17 protein-coding genes and 1 pseudogene are annotated in these 21,664 nt (G+C 62.5%); 8 read left to right on the forward strand and 10 right to left on the reverse strand.

The annotated features are described in order from the left end of the window. Positions 1-211 precede the first annotated feature (211 nt). From yihI to hemN, 3 genes are read left to right on the forward strand one after another with little or no spacing between them, the layout of a single operon-like run. Complete coding sequence (gene yihI, locus PG900_RS18690) at positions 212-790, forward strand: Der GTPase-activating protein YihI (RefSeq protein ID WP_270832010.1); 579 nt, start codon at positions 212-214, stop codon at positions 788-790. Between the two features lie 11 nt (positions 791-801). Beyond that, positions 802-1,242, forward strand: coding sequence for a DUF2489 domain-containing protein (locus PG900_RS18695; RefSeq protein ID WP_016349087.1), 441 nt, complete (start codon positions 802-804; stop codon positions 1,240-1,242). A 26-nt stretch (positions 1,243-1,268) separates the two neighbouring features. Then, on the forward strand, positions 1,269-2,642 hold the full coding sequence (gene hemN / locus PG900_RS18700) for an oxygen-independent coproporphyrinogen III oxidase (protein WP_270832011.1): 1,374 nt from the start codon (positions 1,269-1,271) through the stop codon (positions 2,640-2,642). A gap of 68 nt (positions 2,643-2,710) precedes the next feature. Here hemN and add read toward each other — a convergent pair whose 3' ends face one another. From add to glnA, 5 genes are all read right to left on the reverse strand, one after another. Next, on the reverse strand, positions 2,711-3,712 hold the full coding sequence (gene add / locus PG900_RS18705; protein ID WP_270832012.1) for an adenosine deaminase: 1,002 nt from the start codon (positions 3,710-3,712) through the stop codon (positions 2,711-2,713). Positions 3,713-3,853: 141 nt separating this feature from the next. Then, on the reverse strand, positions 3,854-5,272 hold the full coding sequence (gene glnG / locus PG900_RS18710; protein WP_010635441.1) for a nitrogen regulation protein NR(I): 1,419 nt from the start codon (positions 5,270-5,272) through the stop codon (positions 3,854-3,856). Between the two features lie 9 nt (positions 5,273-5,281). Then, the gene (glnL, locus tag PG900_RS18715) at positions 5,282-6,337 is read right to left on the reverse strand and encodes a nitrogen regulation protein NR(II) (RefSeq protein ID WP_011704282.1); all 1,056 of its coding nucleotides are present in this window, start codon (positions 6,335-6,337) and stop codon (positions 5,282-5,284) included. Positions 6,338-6,417: 80 nt separating this feature from the next. After that, the gene (locus tag PG900_RS18720) at positions 6,418-6,999 is read right to left on the reverse strand and encodes a DUF4124 domain-containing protein (protein WP_270832014.1); all 582 of its coding nucleotides are present in this window, start codon (positions 6,997-6,999) and stop codon (positions 6,418-6,420) included. A gap of 91 nt (positions 7,000-7,090) precedes the next feature. Beyond that, on the reverse strand, positions 7,091-8,500 hold the full coding sequence (glnA, locus tag PG900_RS18725; RefSeq protein WP_011704284.1) for a glutamate--ammonia ligase: 1,410 nt from the start codon (positions 8,498-8,500) through the stop codon (positions 7,091-7,093). A 351-nt stretch (positions 8,501-8,851) separates the two neighbouring features. On the opposite strand from glnA, the gene typA reads away from it, so the two are divergent. The 4 genes and pseudogenes from typA to dtd all read left to right on the forward strand — a co-directional run bounded on the left by typA (position 8,852) and on the right by dtd (position 12,368). After that, a complete protein-coding gene (typA, locus tag PG900_RS18730) occupies positions 8,852-10,663 on the forward strand; it encodes a translational GTPase TypA (RefSeq protein WP_011704285.1) in 1,812 nt (603 codons plus the stop codon). Between the two features lie 173 nt (positions 10,664-10,836). Beyond that, positions 10,837-11,709 (forward strand): virulence factor BrkB family protein, encoded by an 873-nt coding sequence (locus PG900_RS18735; protein WP_017410593.1) that lies wholly within the window; start codon positions 10,837-10,839, stop codon positions 11,707-11,709. A gap of 9 nt (positions 11,710-11,718) precedes the next feature. Further along, a pseudogene (locus PG900_RS18740) lies at positions 11,719-11,850 on the forward strand (virulence factor BrkB family protein); the annotation flags it as partial. A gap of 80 nt (positions 11,851-11,930) precedes the next feature. Continuing rightward, positions 11,931-12,368, forward strand: coding sequence for a D-aminoacyl-tRNA deacylase (gene dtd / locus PG900_RS18745; RefSeq protein WP_270832016.1), 438 nt, complete (start codon positions 11,931-11,933; stop codon positions 12,366-12,368). On the opposite strand, the gene PG900_RS18750 is transcribed toward dtd, so the two are convergent. After that, positions 12,357-13,034: a spermidine synthase gene (locus PG900_RS18750; RefSeq protein ID WP_270832018.1), complete on the reverse strand. Its 678-nt coding sequence runs from the start codon at positions 13,032-13,034 to the stop codon at positions 12,357-12,359. The two genes, dtd and PG900_RS18750, sit on opposite strands and share 12 nt — an antisense overlap. A gap of 295 nt (positions 13,035-13,329) precedes the next feature. On the opposite strand from PG900_RS18750, the gene PG900_RS18755 reads away from it, so the two are divergent. Continuing rightward, positions 13,330-14,238 (forward strand): bifunctional GNAT family N-acetyltransferase/hotdog fold thioesterase, encoded by a 909-nt coding sequence (locus PG900_RS18755; RefSeq protein ID WP_011704289.1) that lies wholly within the window; start codon positions 13,330-13,332, stop codon positions 14,236-14,238. Between the two features lie 62 nt (positions 14,239-14,300). Here the strand turns inward: PG900_RS18755 and PG900_RS18760 are convergent, their stop codons facing one another. The 4 genes from PG900_RS18760 to gntU form a co-directional block, all read right to left on the reverse strand. Further along, positions 14,301-16,367 (reverse strand): AsmA-like C-terminal region-containing protein, encoded by a 2,067-nt coding sequence (locus tag PG900_RS18760; protein ID WP_270832019.1) that lies wholly within the window; start codon positions 16,365-16,367, stop codon positions 14,301-14,303. A 142-nt stretch (positions 16,368-16,509) separates the two neighbouring features. Next, entirely contained in the window at positions 16,510-18,579 is a 2,070-nt protein-coding gene (recG, locus tag PG900_RS18765; RefSeq protein ID WP_270832021.1) for an ATP-dependent DNA helicase RecG, read from the reverse strand. Between the two features lie 179 nt (positions 18,580-18,758). Then, positions 18,759-20,108 (reverse strand): CDP-diacylglycerol--serine O-phosphatidyltransferase, encoded by a 1,350-nt coding sequence (pssA, locus tag PG900_RS18770; protein ID WP_016349097.1) that lies wholly within the window; start codon positions 20,106-20,108, stop codon positions 18,759-18,761. Positions 20,109-20,254: 146 nt separating this feature from the next. Beyond that, entirely contained in the window at positions 20,255-21,595 is a 1,341-nt protein-coding gene (gene gntU / locus PG900_RS18775) for a gluconate transporter (RefSeq protein WP_045528700.1), read from the reverse strand. Positions 21,596-21,664 lie beyond the last annotated feature (69 nt).

Genomic DNA, 21,664 nt, shown 5'->3' on the forward strand with positions numbered 1-21,664 from the left:
GTCATTAACCCGCTTGGTCATTCTGTGTCAAAATACCAGCAACATGCCCAGAGGATGCCGATCCTGCGGTATTCGAAGGCCATTTATGGCCGGATTGGTGCGGGATCCCGCTCTGTTTCTAATCCATCGTCCCCCGTGTCAGCATCCTCTTCCGGACCTTTTCGAACCGGAAACGGGTTTCAATCCAGTTATTTGTCGGAGTCATTCATTCATGTCGGCTAAACAACCCAATCGCAAACCTGCCGGTAAGCGCAAAGAATCAGATGCCAGTGCCCAGGAAGGCCGTGAGCGCAAACGCGCCGCCAAGCGCAAGGGCTTGAAGGCAGGATCCCGCCAGCAGGTCGAGCAGGCCGGCAAGAATAGTGGAACCAAACAGGCCAAGGATCCGCGCATCGGCTCCCGCAAGCCGGTTGCCCTGATCGTGGAAGAGAAGAGCAGCAAGCCGGTCGCACCCAAGCAGATCAAAGAGAAGAAGCTGGTGATGACGCCGGAGCAGGAACTGGCCTCCATCGAGAATGATGATCGCCTGAATGACCTGCTGGATCGGCTCGATGCCGGTGAGACCCTGGAAGCAACCGAGCAGGCCTGGGTCGATCAGCGGGTTGACCGCTATCAGGAGCTGATGGACGAGCTTGGCATCATCGACACCGATGATGACGAAGACGAGGCTGATTTTGATGAGGCCGACTTTGACGAGCCGAGCCAGCCAGCCTCCGAAGAGGAGCTGTGGGATCGTTTCACCCAGGTCGACTATCAGCCAGAGCCCAAGCCTGAGCCGAAGAAAAAGTGATGAGTGGATGGATGCTGGCCGCCTTGTTGGGCGGCCTGATTTTGTTGGGACTGGCCTGGTATGCCGGTACCCTGCTGGCGCGTCTCAAGCGCCAGCACGACAGCCAGCAGCAGGCTATCGCGGCCCGCAATGAGCGGATCCTCGAGAGTGTCAGGGTGATTGCCCATGCGGTACGGGATGGTCAGTGCGACTACTCCGAGGGCGCCATCCGGTTGACCAATCTGCTGGATGCGTTGCAGATCAAGGGCGGTCGCGCCTTTGCCGGCGAGTTTCCGGGTTTGTACGGTCTCTACGAGAAGGTGAAGGAGATGCCGACTCATGAGGCGAGACGGGCCCTCAAACGCAATGAAGTCATGAAGATGGATCTCGAACGCAGTGGCTATGAGGCCGAGCTGGAGGCGCAGATCCTCGAGGATGTGGCCAGACTGAAGGATTTTCAGTTAAGCCGGTGAGCCGATAACAAAAAGAGGAAGCAAGCGTGCAAGCAGAACAGATTGTGTGGGATCAGGCCCTGATCGAGAAATATAACTACAGCGGTCCGCGTTATACCTCCTATCCCACCGCGCTGGAGTTCAACGAGCGTTTCGGTTATCCGGACTTCGTCCAGGCCGCGAGCCAGTATCCGGCGCGCAACCTGTCGCTCTACGTGCATATCCCCTTCTGTCACAAGCTCTGCTACTACTGCGGCTGCAACAAGGTGATCACCCGTCACCGTCACAAGGCCGATCAGTACCTCGATTTCCTCGAGCAGGAGATCAAGGCGCAGGCCCCGCTGTTCAAGCAGCGGCTGGTGACCCAGCTGCACTGGGGCGGCGGCACGCCCACCTATCTGGATGAACCCCAGACTCGCCGGCTGATGGCCATGTTGCGGGAGCATTTTCACTTCGCCGAAGAGGGCGAAATCAGCATCGAGGTGGATCCGCGGGAGATCGAGCTCTCCATGCTGGATGTGCTGCGGGAAATCGGCTTCAACCGTATCAGCCTCGGCGTGCAGGACTTCAACAAGGAGGTCCAGGTCGCGGTCAACCGCGAGCAGGACAACGACTTCATCCGCGCCATGCTGGAGCGGGCCCGCGAACTGGGCTTTCGTTCCACCAACCTGGATCTCATCTACGGTCTGCCGCACCAGAACCGGGAGAGCTTCCATCACACTCTGGAAGAGGTGCTCAAGACCGACCCGGCCCGCCTCTCCATCTTCAACTATGCCCACCTGCCGAGCCGTTTTGCCGCCCAGCACAAGCTAAAAGAGGCGGACATGCCGGTGCCGCAGGAAAAACTGGCCATGCTGCAGGACACCATCGCCTTCCTGACCGGCCGTGGTTATCAGTTCATCGGCATGGATCACTTCGCCAAGCCGGACGACGAGCTGGCAGTGGCCCAGCGTGAGGGCAAGCTGCACCGCAACTTCCAGGGCTATACCACCCAGGGGGATTGCGATCTGCTGGGGCTGGGAGTCTCCTCCATCAGCATGATCGGTGATGCCTATTCCCAGAACCAGAAAGAGCTCAAGGCCTACTATGGTCAGGTGGAAACGCTGGGGCATGCCCAGTGGAAGGGGTGCTCTCTCAATCAGGACGACCTGATCCGCCGGGAGGTGATCAAGCGCCTCATCTGCGATTTTCGCCTGAACTTTGCCGCCGTCGAGCAGGCCCATGGCCTGGTGTTCAAGGAGTACTTCGCGGAGGATCTCAAGCTGTTGCAGACCTTCATCGATGACGGCCTGGTGCGGATGACCGAAGAGGGGCTGGAGGTGGTCTCCACCGGTCAGCTGCTGATCCGCAACATCTGCATGTGCTTCGATGTCTACCTGCGGAGCAAGGCGCGCCAGCAGCAGTTCTCCCGGGTGATCTAAGCCGGTCGATGTCGTTGGGAAATAAAAAAACCGCCTCTCGGCGGTTTTTTTATTGGGCTTGGCTTCACTCAGCGGCGGGCTGCGCGGGCGCTCAGCTCGGCCTTCTCGGCCTCGCTCAGGAAGGCCAGGGTCAGGCCGTTTTGCTGGGCGGTGCGGATCTCGCTCACCGTCATGCCGGCAGCCGGGGCCGCCACCTCGTATTCGTGGGGCAGGTCGATGCCTTCCACCGCCGGGTCGTCGGTGTTGAGGCAAGCCAGCACGCCGGCGGCCAGGAACTGGCGGATCGGGTGCTCGGTCAGGCTCGTCACCGTGGTGGTCTGAACGTTGGAGGTGAGGCAGGACTCGATGCCGATGCGGTGCTCGGCCAGATAGGCCATCAGGGCCGGATCCTGAATGGCTTTGACGCCGTGGCCGATACGTTCGGCACCCAGCTCGCGAATGGCCTGCCACATGCTCTCGGGGCCGGCGGCTTCACCGGCGTGTACGGTGACGCGCATGCCCGCATCACGCACCCGGCGGAAGTGGTCGGTGAACAGCTCGCCCGGGAAGCCCAGCTCGTCGCCGGCCAGATCGATGGCGACCAGCCGCTCACGATGGGCCAGGCAGGCATCCAGCTCTTGTTTGCACTGCTCGGTGCCGAAGGTGCGGCTCATGATGCCGATCAGGTTGGTCTTGATGCCGAAGTCGCGGCTGCCAGCCGCCACGCCGTCGATGATGGCTTCGACCACGCCCTGCGGGTGCAGCTTGTGGGCCATCGCTATGTAGGCCGGGCTGAAACGCAGCTCGGCATAGTCGATGCCGGCGCGCAGCAAGTCTTCCACGTTTTCGTAGGCGACCCGGCGGCAGGCGTCGTAGTCAGCCAGCACGGCCACGCCCCAGTCCAGCTTCTTGAGGAAGGCGACCAGGCTCGGTTCATTCTCGACGATCTGCACATGAGGGCGCAGCGCCTCCAGCTCGAAGGCGGGCAGTTGAATGTTGTGCTGACGGCCCAGCTCGAGGATGGTCTGCGGGCGGATGTTGCCGTCCAGATGGCGGTGCAGGTCGGTCAGGGGAAGAGATCTGTCAATCATGATGGCGCCTTCTTCGAGTCGGGTGTGAAAGCCTGCCATTCTAGGCAGGGATCTCAAAAAAGATACCCCGTTTGAAATCAAACGGGGTCTTATTGGTCGGTGTTTTGCCAAGGCGTGATGGGAATCGTTTTTCCCAAGGACTCAGGAGAGGTCGAGCTCCTTCAGCTTGCGGGTGAGGGTGTTGCGCCCCCAACCGAGCAGCCGTGCCGCCTCCTGCTTGTGACCATGGGTATGGTCCAGCGCGGTTTCCAGCATGATCCGTTCGAACTGGGGCAGGGCATCGGCCAGGATGTCGGTCTCCCCCAGCGCCAGTTTGGCGGCGACCCAGTCCTGCAACTGCTGCTGCCAGCCGCCGGACAGGGCCGGCTGACCCGGTTCGGCGGTGCTGGTGATGGGGGTCAGCAGTTCGGTGGGCAGATCGCTCACCAGCACCTCCTGGCCCGAGGCCATCACGGTGAGCCAGCGGCAGACGTTCTCCAGCTGGCGCACGTTGCCCGGCCAGGGCAGGCGGCTGATGTAGGCCTGGGTATCCGGATGCAGGCTCTTGGCCTCCACGTTCAGCTCCTTGGCTGCCCGCAGCAGGAAGTGCTGGGCCAGCTGGGGAATGTCCTCACGCCGCTCCTTGAGGGCGGGAATGTGGATCCGGATGACATTGAGGCGGTGGAACAGGTCTTCCCGAAATTCGCCGTCGGCCACCCGCTTCTCCAGATTCTGGTGGGTGGCAGCGATGATCCGCACATCCACCTGCACCGGCTGATGGCCGCCGACCCGGTAGAACTGGCCGTCGGCCAGTACCCGCAGCAGCCGGGTCTGCACATCCAGCGGCATGTCGCCGATCTCGTCGAGAAACAGGGTGCCGCCGTCGGCCTGTTCGAAGCGGCCGTGGCGAATGTTGTTGGCGCCGGTGAAGGCCCCTTTCTCATGGCCGAACAGTTCCGATTCGATGAGATCTTTCGGGATGGCGGCCATGTTGAGGGCGATGAAGTTCTTGTGGGCGCGCGGGCTGTGCTTGTGCAGGGCGTGGGCAACCAGCTCCTTGCCGGTACCGCTCTGGCCGTTGATCAGTACCGAGATGCTGGAGCGCGACAGCCGGCCGATGGCCCGGAACACCTCCTGCATCGCCGGTGCCTCGCCAATGATCTCCGGGCTGCTGGCCGGATCCTGCTGGCGTGCCTTGCGTTTGGTGCGTTGCTCCTTGAGGTGATTCTCGGCGCGACGCACCAGAGTGACCGCCTCGTCGATGTCGAATGGCTTGGGCAGGTATTCGAAGGCGCCGCGCTGGTAGGCGTTGACCGCGCTGTCGAGATCCGAGTGGGCGGTCATGATGATGATGGGCAGATCGGCCTGGCGGCGATGGATCTGCTCAAGCAGGCTGAGGCCGTCGATGCCGGGCATGCGGATGTCGGAGAGGATCACGTCTGGCGAGCGCATCTCCAGCGAGCTCAGCAGCGCCTCGCCATCGGCGAAGCTCTCGCACTCGAAACCTTCACTGCCGAGGGTGCGCTCCAGCACCCAGCGGATAGAACTGTCGTCATCGACGATCCACACTTTTGCTGTCATGACGTTCCCTTATTTGCGAAGCGGTAGAAAGATGGTGAATTCGGTGTGGCCGGGCCAGCTGATGCAATCGATCCGCCCCTTGTGCTGGTCGATCAGGTTCTGGGCGATGGAGAGGCCGAGCCCGGTGCCCCCCTCCTTGCCGGTGATCATCGGATAGAAGAGGGTGTCGCGGATGGCGTCCGGGATGCCGGGGCCGTTGTCGATGATCTTGATCTCGGCAGCCAGCCGGTAGCGCTGGCCGTGGATGGTGATCTGGAACGCGGTGCGGGTCTTGATGCGGATGAGGCCGGTCTGCTCGCCGATGGCCTCGGCGGCGTTGCGCACCATGTTGAGGAAGGCCTGCTGCAGCTGGTCCGGCTCCATCTCGAACTCCGGGATGCTGGGATCGTAATCCCGCTCGATGCGCACCGTCGGTGGCAGCTCCAGCTCTACCAGTCGGCGCACCTGCTCCAGCACCGAGTGCACGTTGTGCATCTGGTGGCGACCCGGGCGCTGGGGGCCGAGCAGCCGGTCGACCAGCACCCGCAGCCGGTCGGCCTGTTCGATGATGATGCCGGTGTATTCGCGCAGGGCGGGATCGGGCAGCTCCTTTTGCAGCAGCTGGGCCGCGCCGCGCAAACCACCTAAGGGATTCTTGATCTCGTGGGCCAGGCCGCGTACCAGCTCCTTGGCCGCCTGCTGCTGGGCATGCTGCTGCAGCTCCTGGCTGATCTTCTTCTGCTGGTCGATCTTGCGCAGCTCCACCACCATCAGCCGCTGCTCATGATCGGCCAGCGGGCTGACGCTCATCTCCACCAGTCTGGGCTCTCCTTCCACCACCAGGGTGACTTCGCTGTCGGTGAAGCCTTGTCCCGAGCTGAGGCACTGCTTGAGCCGCTGCAGATCGAGGGAAATATGCTCCAGCAGGTGGGGCAGTTCGATACCGATCAGCCGGCGCTGACTGAGGGAGAGCAACTGCTCGGCGGCCGGGTTGACGAACTGAATGCAGAGCCGTTCATCCATCAGGATGACGGCGGTCAGCAAGTTATCGAGCAGTATCTTGGCTTGATCCGGGCGGGTTGGCACAGGTTTCTCCCTAAAACGGTGCTATACACCAGCAATGCACCAATGTGGTGCATTTAGTCTACCCGTATCGAGGCACAGGATCACCCCTTGTTGTTGAGGGGGGTCACTTTGGGTGCAGGATTGATGCTGGCCCGGTGCAGGTAGAAGGTGACTGGCTTGGATTTAGCAAGGATCGTACCGTCTTTGGCGAGCAGCTCGAGCTGGGCCTCATGGGCACCGCGATCGAGGTTTTCGACCCGGATGGCGAGCGAGTTTTTAACGATGGGGGCCGCCTTGCCGTCTAGGGTCAGGCGCACATCGTACTGGGTCGGCGGTTGGGGGCTGATCTGACCCTGAAACACCACGTTGCCGGTGTTGTCGCGCAGGGTGCTGCCCTGTTCCGGGGAGAGCAGCTCGATCACCAGCTTGGCCGCTTCCTTCTCTTTCTTGGCATCGACGCCGGTGAGGCTGTTGAAGTTGTCAACTTGCACCGAGCGGGGTGAACTGCCGATGAAGGGGGCGACGCGCAGATCGACCTCCTTGGCTTTCTGGCCGGGGGGAGGGGCATCCGTGTAGTGAACGACCCCCTGGCTGTCGGTCCAGGAGTATACCTTGGCAGCCTGGGCGCCGGTGGCGGTCAGCAGCAACAGGCTCAGCATCCATACTGGGTTGGCGTTTTTCATCCATCTCTCCTTGACGGGATTTTGCTTAATCCTATCAGAGAAAAAACCCGCCTGTCGGCGGGTTTGGTCAAGTTCTGAGCTGGCTTCCGGATTAAACGGAGTAGTACAGTTCGAACTCCAGCGGGTGCGGGGTCATGCGCACGCGGTCAACGTCCTGCTGCTTCAGCTCCAGGTAGGAGTTGATGAAGTCGTCGCTGAACACGCCACCGCGGGTCAGGAACTCGCGATCCGCATCCAGCGCGGCCAGGGCTTCGTCCAGAGAGCCGGCCACGGTCGGCACTTCGGCAGCTTCTTCCGGCGGCAGGTCATACAGGTTCTTATCCATGGCATCGCCCGGATGGATCTTGTTGATGATGCCGTCCAGACCGGCCATCAGCTGGGCTGCGAAGGCCAGGTACGGGTTGGCAGCCGGATCCGGGAAGCGGACTTCGATGCGGCGAGCTTTCGGGCTCGGCACGACCGGGATACGGATGGAGGCAGAGCGGTTGCGGGCAGAGTAGGCCAGCATGACCGGTGCTTCATAACCCGGTACCAGACGCTTGTAGGAGTTGGTGGTCGGGTTGGCGAAGGCGTTGATGGCTTTGGCGTGCTTGATGATGCCGCCGATGTAGTGCAGCGCCATCTCGGACAGACCGCCGTACAGGTCACCGGCGAACAGGTTGACGCCGTTCTTGGCCAGGGATTGGTGGCAGTGCATGCCGGAGCCGTTGTCACCGAACATGGGTTTCGGCATGAAGGTGACGGTCTTGTTGTAGGCGTGGGCCACGTTGTGGATCACGTACTTCAGTACCTGCACTTCATCCGCTTTCAGGGTGAGGGTGTTGAAACGGGTCGCGATCTCGTTCTGACCGGCAGTCGCCACTTCGTGGTGGTGAGCTTCAACGACCTGGCCCATCTCTTCCAGCACCAGACACATGGCGGCACGGATGTCCTGAGAGGAGTCAACCGGCGCGACCGGGAAGTAGCCACCCTTGACGAAAGGACGGTGACCCTTGTTGCCGTGCTCGTAATCGGTACCGGAGTTCCAGGCTGCTTCTTCGGATTCGATCTTCACGAAGCTGTGGCCCATGGTGTTCGAGAAGGTGATGTTGTCGAACATGAAGAATTCCGGCTCCGGCCCGAACAGCACGGTGTCGGCGATGCCGCTGGACTTCAGGAAGTCTTCGGCACGCTTGGCGATGGAGCGCGGATCGCGGTCGTAGCCCTGCATGGTGGCCGGTTCCAGCACGTCACAGACGATGTTCAGGGTGGTCTCTTCGGTGAACGGATCTAGTTTGGCGGAGGCCGCATCCGGCATCAGCACCATGTCTGATTCGTTGATGCCCTTCCAGCCGCCGATGGAGGAGCCATCGAACATCTTGCCGTCTTCGAAGAAATCTTCGTCAACCTGATGGGAAGGGATGGATACGTGCTGCTCTTTACCCTTGGTGTCGGTAAAGCGCAGGTCGACAAACTTGACTTCGTGTTCCTGGATCAGGGCCAAAACGTTCTGGGCTGACATGCTAAGTAACCTCCGGTGTTAAAACTCTTAGGGTGAATGCGTCATCACATTCACATAAGCCAGTATCGTGCCAAGTTTGTGACAGCTTGATTTCAGGGCATTTGGGGCTATAAGCCAGCCCTGAGACCCGCCATCTCAGCGCGTTACGCATCAAAGTAGTGCATCCATGGATCGTTTTGGTGCACTAAAATGGTGCGCGTTATACGGTCAGCCCCCATCTAAGCAGGCTTTGATCGGAAGGTCTATGATCCTGATCCCCTGTTGTGCGCGAATGTACTGCAATTCTGCTAGGCAGATCACAAAGGCGAGAGTACAATTAGCGCCCAATTTTACCCGGTGATTGAGGCGAGAATGTTAGAGAATTTACGCAATATTGCGATTATTGCGCACGTTGACCACGGCAAAACGACTCTGGTTGATAAGCTGCTGCAGCAGTCCGGCACCCTGGACCGCTCCACGGAAGGCCAGGAACGGATCATGGACTCCAATGATCTGGAACGGGAACGTGGCATCACCATTCTCGCCAAGAACACTGCGATCCGCTGGAACGACTACCGCATCAACATCGTTGATACCCCGGGTCACGCCGACTTCGGTGGTGAGGTAGAGCGCGTACTGTCCATGGTTGACTCCGTGCTGCTGCTGGTTGATGCCGTTGACGGCCCGATGCCACAAACCCGTTTCGTGACCCAGAAGGCATTCGCCCAGGGTCTGAAGCCGATCGTGGTCATCAACAAGATCGACCGTCCGGGTGCTCGTCCTGACTGGGTAATGGATCAGGTATTCGATCTGTTCGACAACCTGGGTGCCACCGACGAACAGCTGGACTTCAAAGTTGTTTACGCCTCTGCACTGAACGGTTGGGCCACCATGGATCAGGACGTTGAGTCCGATAATATGGAACCGCTGTTCCAGGCCATCGTCGACAACGTGGAAGCGCCCAAGGCTGATGCCGATGGTGGTTTCCAGATGCAGATCTCCCAGCTGGACTACAACTCCTATGTTGGCGTCATCGGCATCGGCCGCATCACCCGTGGTCGCGTGAAGACCAACCAGCAGGTCACCATCGTCGGTGCCGACGGCAAGTCCCGTACCGGCAAGGTCGGTCAGGTGCTGGGTTATCTGGGTCTGTCCCGTACCGAAGTGGCCGATGCGCAAGCTGGCGACATCATCGCCATCACCGGTCTGGGCGAGCTGAAGATCTCCGACACCATCTGTGACAACGGCGCCGTTGAAGCGCTGCCGCCGCTCTCCGTTGACGAACCGACCGTGAACATGACCTTCCAGGTCAACACCTCACCGTTCGCCGGTAAAGAGGGCAAGTTCGTGACCTCCCGCAACATCCTGGAGCGTCTGAACCAGGAGCTGGTCCATAACGTGGCCCTGCGCGTGGAAGAGACCGATGATCCGGACAAGTTCCGTGTCTCTGGCCGTGGTGAACTGCACCTGTCCATCCTGATCGAAAACATGCGTCGCGAAGGTTACGAGCTGGCGGTATCCCGTCCGGAAGTTATCCTGCGCACCGTAGATGGCGTTCTTCAAGAACCGTTCGAAACCGTAACTGTGGACGTGGAAGAAGCACACCAGGGTTCCGTGATGGAGCAACTCGGCCTGCGTAAGGGCGAGATGACCAACATGACCCCGGATGGCAAGGGCCGTGTTCGCCTTGACTTCATGATCCCGAGCCGTGGCCTGATCGGCTTCCAGACCGAGTTCATGACCCTGACCTCAGGTACCGGTCTGCTGTACCACACCTTCGACCACTACGGTCCGCACAAGGGTGGCAGCATCGGCGAGCGTCAGAACGGCGTGCTGATCTCCAACGCTACCGGCAAGGCGCTGACTTATGCCCTGTTCGGTCTGCAAGACCGCGGTCGTCTGTTCATCGGTCACGCGACCGAAGTGTACGAAGGCCAGGTGATCGGTATTCACTCCCGTTCCAACGACCTGACCGTGAACTGCCTGAAGGGCAAGCAGCTGACCAACATGCGTGCCTCCGGTACCGACGAAGCCCAGGTGCTGACTCCGCCGATCCGCATGTCGCTGGAACAGGCTCTGGAGTTCATCGACAACGATGAACTGGTCGAAGTCACTCCGAAGAGCATCCGTATCCGCAAGAAACTGCTGACCGAGATGGATCGCAAGCGCGCCGGTCGTGCTTGATATCTGTTCATCGACAGACAGAGAGAGGCCTTCGGGCCTCTTTTTTTATGCCTGTTCGCCGCAGGCAGGCGGCTGCAGGTGCCGGTGCGAGTCGCATCCGGCCGGCCCATGGGTGGTCAAATGACCATGCTATCTGACACAATGCCTGCACTATGAAGACGTTGGGAGCGACAATGCAGCAGAAATTCGGTGGCCGTCTTGGCCATGCCCTCTCTTTTTTACGCCACGATGGCGGCCACTTTGCCCAGTTCGTCTGGGGCCGTTTCCAGCAGGACAGGCTGACGGTCACCGCCGGCTATCTGGCCTATGTGACCCTGCTCTCTCTGGTGCCCATGATCGCCGTGGTATTCGGCATGATGTCGGCCTTTCCGGTGTTTCAGAGCCTGAAGCAGGCGATGGAGCAGTTCGTCTATCACAACTTCGTGCCCACCGCTGGCGAGATGCTCAAGGAGTACATCGACGGCTTCGTGGCCAACGCCACCAACACCACAGCAGTCGGCATCGGCGCCCTGATCGTGGTGGCGCTGATGCTGATCTCGGCCATCGACAAGAACCTCAACTACATCTGGCGCTCCACCCAGAGCAGGCCGTTGGCCCAGGCATTCGCCATGTACTGGATGATCCTGACGCTGGGGCCCGTGCTTATCGGGGCCAGTATCGCCATCTCCTCCTACATTTTCTCGCTGCGGCTGTTCGGGGCCGAGAGCCTGTTCGGCATCGGCTATCTGTTGCTGCGCGGCCTGCCGTTCCTGTTCTCGGTACTGACCTTCCTGCTGGTCTATACCGTGGTGCCCAACTGCAAGGTGCGGCTGATGCACGCCTTCATCGGGGCCTTGGTGGCGGCGACCCTGTTCGAGCTGGCCAAGCGCGGCTTTGCCATTTACATCACCAACTTCCCCTCCTATCAGGCCATCTATGGCGCGCTGGCGACCATCCCCATCCTGTTTGTATGGGTCTACCTGAGCTGGTTGGTGGTGTTGCTTGGCGCCGAGACCACTGCCTGCCTCGGTGAATATGAGCGGCCTGCCTCAGAAGAGCTGGCTTGAACCTTGTTGTTGGCATTGGCGACCATGCTGTTTGTCTGGGCCTATGTGAACTGCCTGAGCTGGCTGGTAGTGCTGCTGGGGGCCGAGACCACCGCCTGTCTCGGCGAATATGAGCGACCGGGTGCCGATGAGTTGGCCTGAGCCGGTCCCTTGCTGTTAGCATCGACGACCGCCCCCATCAGCAGATGGGGGCGGTCGTTCCGTTTTGAGAGGAGAGGGATGTGATTGCACTGATTCAGCGGGTCAGCGAGGCCAGCGTAACGGTAGAGGGTGAGGTGACCGGGGCCATCGGTCAGGGTCTGCTGGTGCTGCTCGGGGTGGAGCAGGGAGATGACGAGGCCAAGGCCGACAAGCTGCTGCACAAGGTGAGCGGTTACCGCATCTTCTGTGACGAGAATGGCAAGATGAACCTCAACGTGAGCCAGGCTGGCGGCAGCCTGCTGGTGGTCTCCCAGTTCACCTTGGCGGCGGATACCAACAAGGGGATGAGGCCCAGCTTCTCCGGCGGCGCCCATCCGGTCGAGGCCGAGCGGCTGTACGACTACTTCGTGGCGCAGGCCGCTGCCAGCGGCATCCCGACCGCCACCGGCCGCTTCGCCGCCGACATGAAGGTGGCGCTGGTCAATGACGGTCCGGTCACCTTCTGGCTACAGGTCTGACGCCAGCTCGTAGCGGGGGGCCGTGTGCAGCAGGACGTTGCGCAGCCCCGGCACCGGGTAGGGGGTGGTGGGGCCGACCCACTGCTCCAGCAGCATCAGCACCCGGGTCAGCTCGAGGCGGGTGCGCGGCAGCAGGTTGATGATGAGCTCACCGTTCAGGCGGGGGGCTAGCGCCTGATAGATCCGCTCCTGAAACAGCAGCGGCGGGTTGCCGTCCTGGCTGAACAAGTCGAGCAGGATGAGGTCGTACTGCGCCTCGCTCTGTTCCAGAAAGGCGAGGGCATCGGCCTGGTGCAGGGTTGGCGGTCGCTGCGGATGGTGGTCGGGCTGAAAGAACAGCTTATAGAGGGTGATCACCTCTTCGTCGAGGTCGACGCACTCGTGACGGGCATCGGGCCAGCGCCGGTGCAGATGGCGGGTGAGATCGCCGCCCCCCAGCCCCAGTTCGAGGATGCTGCCGGCCTGTTCGGGCAGCAGACAGGCGATCACCTGCTGGTGCGGCAGGCAGAGGGTGGCTGGTTCGGCCAGGGACATGGCCGACTGCACCACGCCGTCGATCTCCAGCCAGCGATGATGGGCATTTTCCTGTACGGTGAGCCGGCGCTGGGGCTTGGCGCTGAGGTGCAATAAGTGGTCGGCTTGGTACGCTTGCAGATTGAAGTCCATGAATTTGCACGGCAAGATGGTTTTCGACCAGTGTAACTCAAGGATGGAACTATGTACCGGGTGGTCACCCCCCAGACGGCAGCCGAACCGGATGCCCATTATCAGTTGAGCTGGGAGGCATGGGAACGCAAGCCCTTCCGTCTGTCCGTCGGCGCTAACTCAAGGATCGCTTTATGTACCGGGTAGCCACTCCTCGAACAGCTGCCGAGTTGGACTCTTACTACCAGCTGAGTTGGGAGGCATGAGTGCGCAAGCCCTTCAATGTGCCCGTCGGCGCTAACTCAAGGATCGCTTTATGTACCGGGTAGTCACTCCTCAAACGGCCGCCGAGCTGGACGCTTACTACCAGTTGCGCTGGGAACTACTGCGTAAACCCTTCAATCTGCCCGTCGGTTCCGAGCGGGATGAATACGATACCGTCGCCATTCACCGGCTGATGCTGGCCCCCGACGGCACGCCCATTGCGGTGGGGCGGCTGTTTGTCGGCGGTGACGAGGCCCAGATCCGCTTCATGGCGCTGCGCCCCGAATTTCGTGGTCAGGGGCTGGGTGCCCGCATGGTGGAAGATCTCGAACAGCTGGCCCGCAGCGAGAAGGTGAAACGGCTGGTGATGAATGCCCGCCAGGAGGCGGTGGAGTTCTACCGCAAGTGCGGCTTTCTGGAGGTGGGGGAAGGCCCCGTCTCCTTCGGCCGCATCCCGCACCGCCAGATGATCAAGTCCCTGAGCCCGCTGCAGACCATCCAGTACCGGCCGGAGTGGTGCCAGGATCTCACTACCCGCTGGTCGCGCGGCATTCCCATCAGCGAGAAGATGGGGGTGCACATCACCCACTACGACGGCCAGACCTTCCACCTCAAGGCCAATCTGGCGGCCAATCTCAACGTGCACGACACCATGTTCGCCGGCAGCATCTACAGCCAGTGCGTGCTGGCGGGCTGGGGCCTGATCTGGCTGCAGCTCAAGGAGGCGGGGTTGGTAGGGGATACGGTGCTGGCGGAGGGCAACATCAAGTACTACCGGCCGGTCAAAGAGGAGCCGGAAGCGCGGGTGGCGCGCGAAGGCATGCCCGCCGTGCTCGAACCGCTCAAGGCCGGTGAATCTGCCAAGTTCAGCCTCAAGATCAAGCTGTTCAGCGGAGACAAGCTGGCGGCCGAGTTCCTCGGGCACTACGTGGTGCAGCCGGTGAAACGGCCGGGCCAGTAGCCCCGCGCTGGTTCCCATCAAACAACAAGGCCTCATCACGAGGCCTTGTTGTTTTCTGTCGGCTAGCCGTTGGCCGCCTGTGCGGCCTGGGCCTTCGGCGCCGGTCGCCAGAGCGGGCTGCTGTTGCCCTGGGGCGGGTAGCGCACGCCGGTCTCCCAGCCGCAGCCGTCCGGTTTTTGCTGGAAGCCCCAGCTGAGGGTCGGCTCGGCGAGCGGCCCGCGCCACTGGCCGAGCAGCTCGGCGCAGTGCTGGCCGTTGAGGACGCCCAGATCCAGCTGCCACTGCTCATTGACCAGATCGACGCTGCCCTGCACCCCCAGCAGGTGGGTGATGGTGGAGGCGCCGGCCTGCTCGATCTTCAGCTGGCCCTGCGCCACCTTGCCTTGCAGCTTGATGCGATAGAAGGGGGTGTCGCCCTCCTGCATCGCCTGCCAGAGCTCGGCCGGGCTGAGGGTTGGCGCCGCTGCCTGCTTGAACCACTGATCCAGCAGCGGATCTATCTTCACCTTGTCCCAGAACGGCTCGGTGGCATCGAGCGCAATGTTCCCCTGCAGGGAGCTGCGCCAGGCGCCCGGGGTGCCGCCGTGCAGCGCCTGCAGATCGGCGCTCAGATCCATCTTGCCGGCGAAGGAGACGGGGGAGTGGAGGATCTTGCCCCACTGCACCAGATCCAGTTTCTCGCCCTTGAGCTGCAACCGGCTGGTCTGGCCCGGCTCGCGTCCCCACTGGCCGCTCAGGCTGAGGCTGCCCTCATCCGGCAGCGAGCTGGTGAGCTTGTTGAGCTGCCAGGAGCCGGCCGTCAGCTCGCCATCCAGCTCGCCGTTGCGGGCGCTGAGGCCGTCCCACACCAGTTCGAACCAGGCGCTCTCGAGGCGGGCCCGGCCCAGCAGCGGCCCCGGCTGGTTGCCGCGCAGGCTGAGATCGGTGAGATAGAACTGCCAGCCGGTCAGCGACAGGGGCAGGGTATCGTCGAAGGAGAGCACCTTGAGCTTGTCGAAGGCCAGCTTGCGGATGTCGATCTGCTGCGGGCGCCAGCGCTGCCAATCCTGCCACCACCCTTCCGGCAGGCTGATGTCCATGCCGCTCAGCGCCATGTCCTTGAGGGTCAGCTTCTGCTGTAGGGGATCGAGGGAGAGCTCCAGGTTGAACACCCCTTCATAGGCCTTGCCCTGCAGCTCGGCATCCAGCTGCTGGGGCGAGAAGGCGACCTTGCCCTGGATGGATTCCAGCTGGAACAGGCCACGGCCGAGATCGCCGAGGGTTCCCGAGAAGTAGCCGCTGGGCGTGCTGCCGGCCTGCCAGTTGAAGGCGGTCAGCTGGCCGTTGAGGTTGTTGAGGGCCAGCTCCTGCTCGATGTCGTTGAAGCTGAGATCTCTGATCTGGCCGAGATCCAGGCTGACCTGGCGCAGGGGGGATTCGGCTTTGGCAAGGGTGCCCCACTCGATGCGCATGCCCTGGGTCTTGAGGTTGTTCAGCCGCAGGCTGCGGGCGGGCCAGTCGAGCACCATGCCGGTTTCGAGCAGACCGTCGAACAGGTTGGCGGTCAGCTTGTCGGTGCTCAGCACCTGCCCCTCCAGCCGGCCGGCCAGGTTGAGGCGGGAGAGTGCCCAGGCCGGGGTCGCCAGCTCATTGATGTTGAGGGTCAGGTTGGCTCGGGGCGGGCGCACCGGATTGAGCAGCTGCCAGTCGCTCAGGGTGGCGTTGAGGCCGCGCAGGGTCAGCCCGTCGCTCTCCAGGCTGAGCCGGTCTATGGTGCTGTCGGCGATGGTGAGGGAGTGCACCGGCAGGCTCGGCAGCTGGTTGGGCAGCGGCAGCTTGATGGCCGGGCGGATGAGATCGAGATGGGCGATGCGCACGTCCCGGTTCAGCCAGTCGATGCTCTCTATCTCGAGATAAATCTTGTCGAGGGTCACGGCGTTGCCGTAACTCACCTGTTCTGCCAGCAGGGTGTAGGGGTGAAGCGGGTTGAATACCAGTCGGCCTATGGTGACGGGCACACCGGTTTGCTGGCTGAGCCAGCCGGCGATGGGCCCCTTGGCCCGCTCGGCGTCGAACAGGCCGAGCCCGACCCAGACAAAGAGCAACAGGAAGGCAAGGGTGTAGAGCAGGCCGCGCAGCCAGGAATTCATCAGTGCTTTCCTCCTGTTTCTGTTGCTTGGTCAGGCATTGGAGTAGTGATCCCGCAGGCCGAGCCAGCGTCGTATCAAGGGTTCGACATGGCTCGGGTGCCTATCCATCAGGCAAGGTGACCATCTTCTGCATCTGCCTTGGTCAAGCATTGGAATAGTGATCCCGTAGGCCGAGCCAGCGCCGTATCAAGGGTTCGACATGGTTTGGGTGGCGGTCCATCAGGAAGCGCGCCATCTTCTGCACCTGCGGGATGAGCGGCTGATCTCGAACCAGATCGGCGATCTTGAGATCGGCCAGGCCGGTCTGGCGGGTGCCGAGCAGCTCGCCCGGGCCGCGCAGCTCCAGATCCCGCTGGGCGATGAGGAAGCCGTCGTTGGTCTCCCGCAGCACCCCGAGCCGGCTCTGGGCCGTCTTGGACAAGGGGGCATGATAGAGCAGCACGCAGTGGGAGGCCACCGAGCCACGCCCGACCCGGCCGCGCAGCTGGTGCAGCTGCGCCAGCCCCAGTCGCTCCGGGTTTTCGATGATCATCAGGCTGGCGTTGGGCACGTCCACCCCCACCTCGATGACGGTGGTGGCGACCAGCAGTTGCAGTATGCCCGCCTTGAACTCTTCCATCACCCGCTGTTTCTCGACCGGCCGCATCCGGCCGTGCACCAGCCCGATGTGCAGGCCGGGCAGCAGGTTCTGCAGCTCGGCGGCGGTGTCCTCGGCGGCCTGGCACTCCAGCACCTCCGACTCCTCGATCAGGGTGCAGACCCAGTAGGCCTGCTTGCCCTCCTCGCAGGCCAGTCTGACCCGTTCGATCACGTCCTGGCGGCGGCTGTCGGGCAGCGCCACCGTGGTGATAGGGGTGCGGCCCGGCGGCAGCTCGTCGATGATGGAGGTATCGAGGTCGGCATAGGCGGTCATCGCCAGGGTGCGGGGAATGGGGGTGGCGGTCATGATCAGCTGATGGGGATGTACCCCTTCCCGCTCCCCTTTTTCCCGCAGGGCGAGGCGCTGATGCACGCCGAATCTGTGTTGTTCGTCGATGATGACCAGGGCGAGGCGCTGGAACACCACCTGCTCCTGGAAGATGGCGTGGGTGCCCACCACCATCTTGACGCTGCCGTCGGCGATGGCGGCCAGCGCTTCTTCTCGTGCCTTGCCCTTCTGCTTGCCCGCCAGCCAGCCGACCCCGATGCCGAGCGGTTCCAGCCACTTGGCGAAGTTGATGGCGTGCTGTTCGGCCAGCAGTTCGGTCGGCGCCATCAGCCCCACCTGACAGCCGTTGCCGATGGCCTGCAGGGCGGCCAGCGCCGCGACCAGCGTTTTACCTGAGCCCACGTCCCCCTGCACCAGCCGCATCATGGGGTGGCTCTGTTGCAAATCCCGGCCGATCTCCGCCACCACCCGGTTCTGGGCGCCGGTGGGGGTGAACGGCAGGGCGCTGAGCAGCTGTTCTACCAGCGCCGGGGCCGGCTTGAGGGCGCGGGCCAGTTGGGTTTGTGCCTGGGCCCGTACCTTCAAGACCGAGAGGTTGTGGGCCAGCAGCTCCTCCAGCACCAGCCGCTGCTGGGCCGGGTGCTGGCCGCTCTCGAGCAGGACCAGCGCCACCGAGGGGGGCGGACGATGCAGCAGCTTCAGGGCCGCGGCCAGATCGATCTGCTGGGGGTAGAGACCGGCGGGCAGCAGCTCCTCCACCCCGTAGAGGTCGAGCTGGGTCAGCGCCTGATCGGTGAGGCTGCGCAGGGTGAGCTGGCGCAGCCCTTCGGTGGTCGGGTAGACGGGGGTGAGCGCCTCTTCGGTCTGGCCGGCCTGCTCCTCACCGAGCAGCTTGTACTCGGGGTGGGCCATCTCCAGCCCGTATTTGCCGGGACGCACCTCGCCGAAGCAGCGCATCAGCCGGCCCGGGCTCAGGCTGTTCTTCTGGGCTGCGGTGAAGTTGAAGAAGCGCAGGGTGAGGGTGCCGGTGCCGTCGCTGATGCGGCAGACCAGCATGCGACGGCGCCTCATCACCAGCTGAGTGTCCTGGATCTCCCCCTCGACGGCGCCGTGCAGGCCGGGCGGCAGATCGCCGATGGGCCACACCTGGGTGCGGTCCTCGTAGCGCAGGGGGAGGTGGAACAGCAGATCCTGCACCGTGGCCAGCCCCAGCCGCTCGAGCTTTTCCTGCATCTTGCTGCCGACGCCCTTGAGGCTGTCGAGGGAGATTTTATCCAATTTCATCAATTAGATGCCCGAAAACACTGTAAATATGTCCAGATGATAGGGTTTATTGCTGTCTCGACGCAAGCCGCGTCGTGCGGTTGGGGCTCGGCTGGTGGGGGGCGGGGCCCCCAATGACAAGGGCCTGCCGATGTACGGCAGGCCCTTGTGAGGATCCTCGATGGCGTGAGGCGCGCCGGTCAGATGATGCGCTTGAGCAGGATATGGGCCTTGACCCTGTGGATCCGGGCCAGCAGCTTGCGCACCTGATCAGGGTAGTCCTGGATCTGCTCGATCTGATCGAAGTGGCTGATGCGCTTGGTGTTGGCCAGGATGTTTTCGCGTTCGGCGTTGAACTGGGGGCGCAGCAGGTGACGGCGATCGTAGACCAGCAGGCCGTTCTCCAGATCCAGCGCCCAGGCGCGGGGATTGAGGTTGTTGCCGGTGAGCAGGGCCCACTCGTCATCCACGAAGATCCCCTTGAGGTGGTAGGAGTTGCGCTCGCAGCACCAGAGCATCAGGTTGAGACGGCCGGCATCGATGTGATGCTGGTTGCGCTCGGCGAACTTGCGCAGGTTGGTCTCGTACAGATAGGGCAGACCGCCGATGGTGGAGAATTTCTCCTCCGGCGGAATGAAGAAGTCGTTGGCGGTCTTGTCGCCCACCACGATCGTTACCTTGCAGCCGCGCTTGAGCAGGGCCTCGATATCCTTGTTCAACTCCTTGGGCGGGTTGAAGTAAGGGGTGCAGATGAAGATCTCCCGCTCGGTGGCCCGCACCAGGGTACGGATCATCTTGTTGAGCTGGTTGCCGCGCTTGCCCAGGCCGCTCATCGGGGTGATGGCCACCTCCTGGCTATTGACCGGCATGGTGTCGAAGCGGTACTGGCCGAGGCGCAGGTTGTGCTTGAAGCGGCGGATCGGCCCCTTCAGCTGCTTGGCGCTGGGGATGTCGGTGCGATCCAGCCGCTGCACCGCCTCGCTGCGCAGGAACAGGTCATCCACGTAGTTGACCATGCTGCGGGTCAGCTCCGGGCTGGTGATCTGGTGATAGCGGTCGAAACGGTAGCGATCCTGCTGGTGCAGGTAGATGTCGTTGAGACTGGCACCGGAGTAGAGCAGGGTGTCATCGAAGATGAAGCCCTTGAGGTGCAGTACCCCGAGCAGCTCACGCCCCTTCACCGGCACGCCGTAGATGGCGATCTGGTGCTCGTGGCGGGCGGCCATCTCCTGATACATCAGGTGGTTGCCGCCTTGCTTGCCCTTGCCGATCAGGCCGCGCTGGGCGCGGTGGAAGTCGACGAACACCTTGACGTCGAGGGCCGGGTTGCGCTGCTTGGCGGCGTAGAGGGCGGAGAGGATCTCCCGTCCCGCCTCGTCATCCTGCAGATAGAGCGCCACCAGATAGATACGCTGACGCGCGCTGGCGATGAGCGAAAGGATCCGGCTCTTGAAGTCCTTGGCGCTGTTGAGCACTTCAAACTGGTCTGCGGCGACGGCGATCTGGGGCAGGCGCGCCAGCAGCTGTCGATAATGTGCCGATGAATGCATAGAGAAACCTGAAATCACTGCGTTAAGCGTTCCACTCGGAGCGATGGATAGGCGATTCTAGCAATCTCGCCCTGTTAGCCAAAGAAAGAATCGTCATAAAGATGAAAAAGGCCTCACATTGGAGGCCTTTTTCCGCACGGTTGCGATCAGAGGAAGCTGTAGATGATCATCGCCATCACGCCGCCGGTGGTGCCGATGATGGTCTCCATCACGGTCCAGGTCTGCAGAGTCTGCTTCTCGGTGAGACCGAGGTAGCGGTTGGCCAGCCAGAAGCCGGAGTCATTGACGTGGGAGAGCACGATGGCCCCGCCGCCGATGGCGATGGTGACCGCCGCCAGCTGGGCGCCGTTCAGGCCGAGCGGCTCCAGCATCGGCAGCACCAGACCGCAGGCGGTCAGCATGGCGACGGTGGCGGAACCCTGAATGACCCGCACCGCGGCCGCCAGAATGAAGGCCAGCGCGACGATGGGCAGGCCGGAGTCAGCCAGCATGTTGCCAAGGGCGGCACCGACGCCGGAATCCACCAGGATCTGCTTGAACACGCCACCGGCACCGGTCACTAGGATGATGACGCCGGCCGGCTGGATGGCGCTGTTGCAGACGTTCATCACTTCGTCACGGGACATGCCGCGACGGATCCCCAGCAGGTAGAAGGCGGCCAGGCAGGCGACCATGATGGCAGTGAAGGGGTGGCCGATGAACTCCAGCCAGCCGTGCAGGGGTGTGCCGGCCTCGACGAAGCGGCCAACGATGGTCTTGAGACCGATCAGCAGCAGCGGCAGACCGATGAGGCCCATGGCCAGCCCGAAGGATGGCAGGTTCTTGCCGTCGTCGTGGGCGCTGCTCTGGGCGTCGGCCGGCAGCGGCACGTCGACCACCTTGCTGATCAGCTCGCCAAACAGCGGGCCGGCCAGGATCAGGGCCGGAACGGCGGCGATCAGGCCGAACAGGATCATGTAGCCGAAGTCGGCGCCCAGCTGGGACGCCACCAGGATGGGGCCCGGCGCCGGGATCAGGAAGGCCTGGCAGGTGGCGATGCCCGCCAGCAGGGCGATGCCGATCTTCACCACGCTGCCGCCACCACGGCGGACGATGGCGAAGGCGACGCCGATCAGCAGCACAACGGCCACGTCGAAGAACAGCGGCAGTGCGCAGACGAAGCCGGTCAGCGCCATGGCCCAGTTGGCGCGCTTGACGCCGAACTTGCCGAGCAGGGTATGGGCCACCCGGTCGAGGGCGCCGGTGACTTCCATCACCTTGCCGAACATGGCGCCCAGTGCCACCACCACGGCGACGAAGCCGAGGGTGCCGCCCATCCCTTTCTGGATGGTGGCGGCGATGTCGGCCGGGTTCATGCCGGCGGCGAGCCCCGCCACCATGGAGACCAGGATGAGGGAGACGACCGCGTGCAGGCGGGCCTTCATCACCAGAAAGAGCAGCAGCACGATGGAGCCGGCGGCCGTCATGATCAGGGAGAGGTCAGACATTGTTGTGCATTCCTTGTTCCAAGTTCAGTGTCGACACCCTGCCGATCCGTCGGCAGACCATATCTTTAT

The organism is Aeromonas sp. QDB03, assembly GCF_027707985.1.
GTDB lineage: Bacteria > Pseudomonadota > Gammaproteobacteria > Enterobacterales > Aeromonadaceae > Aeromonas > Aeromonas hydrophila.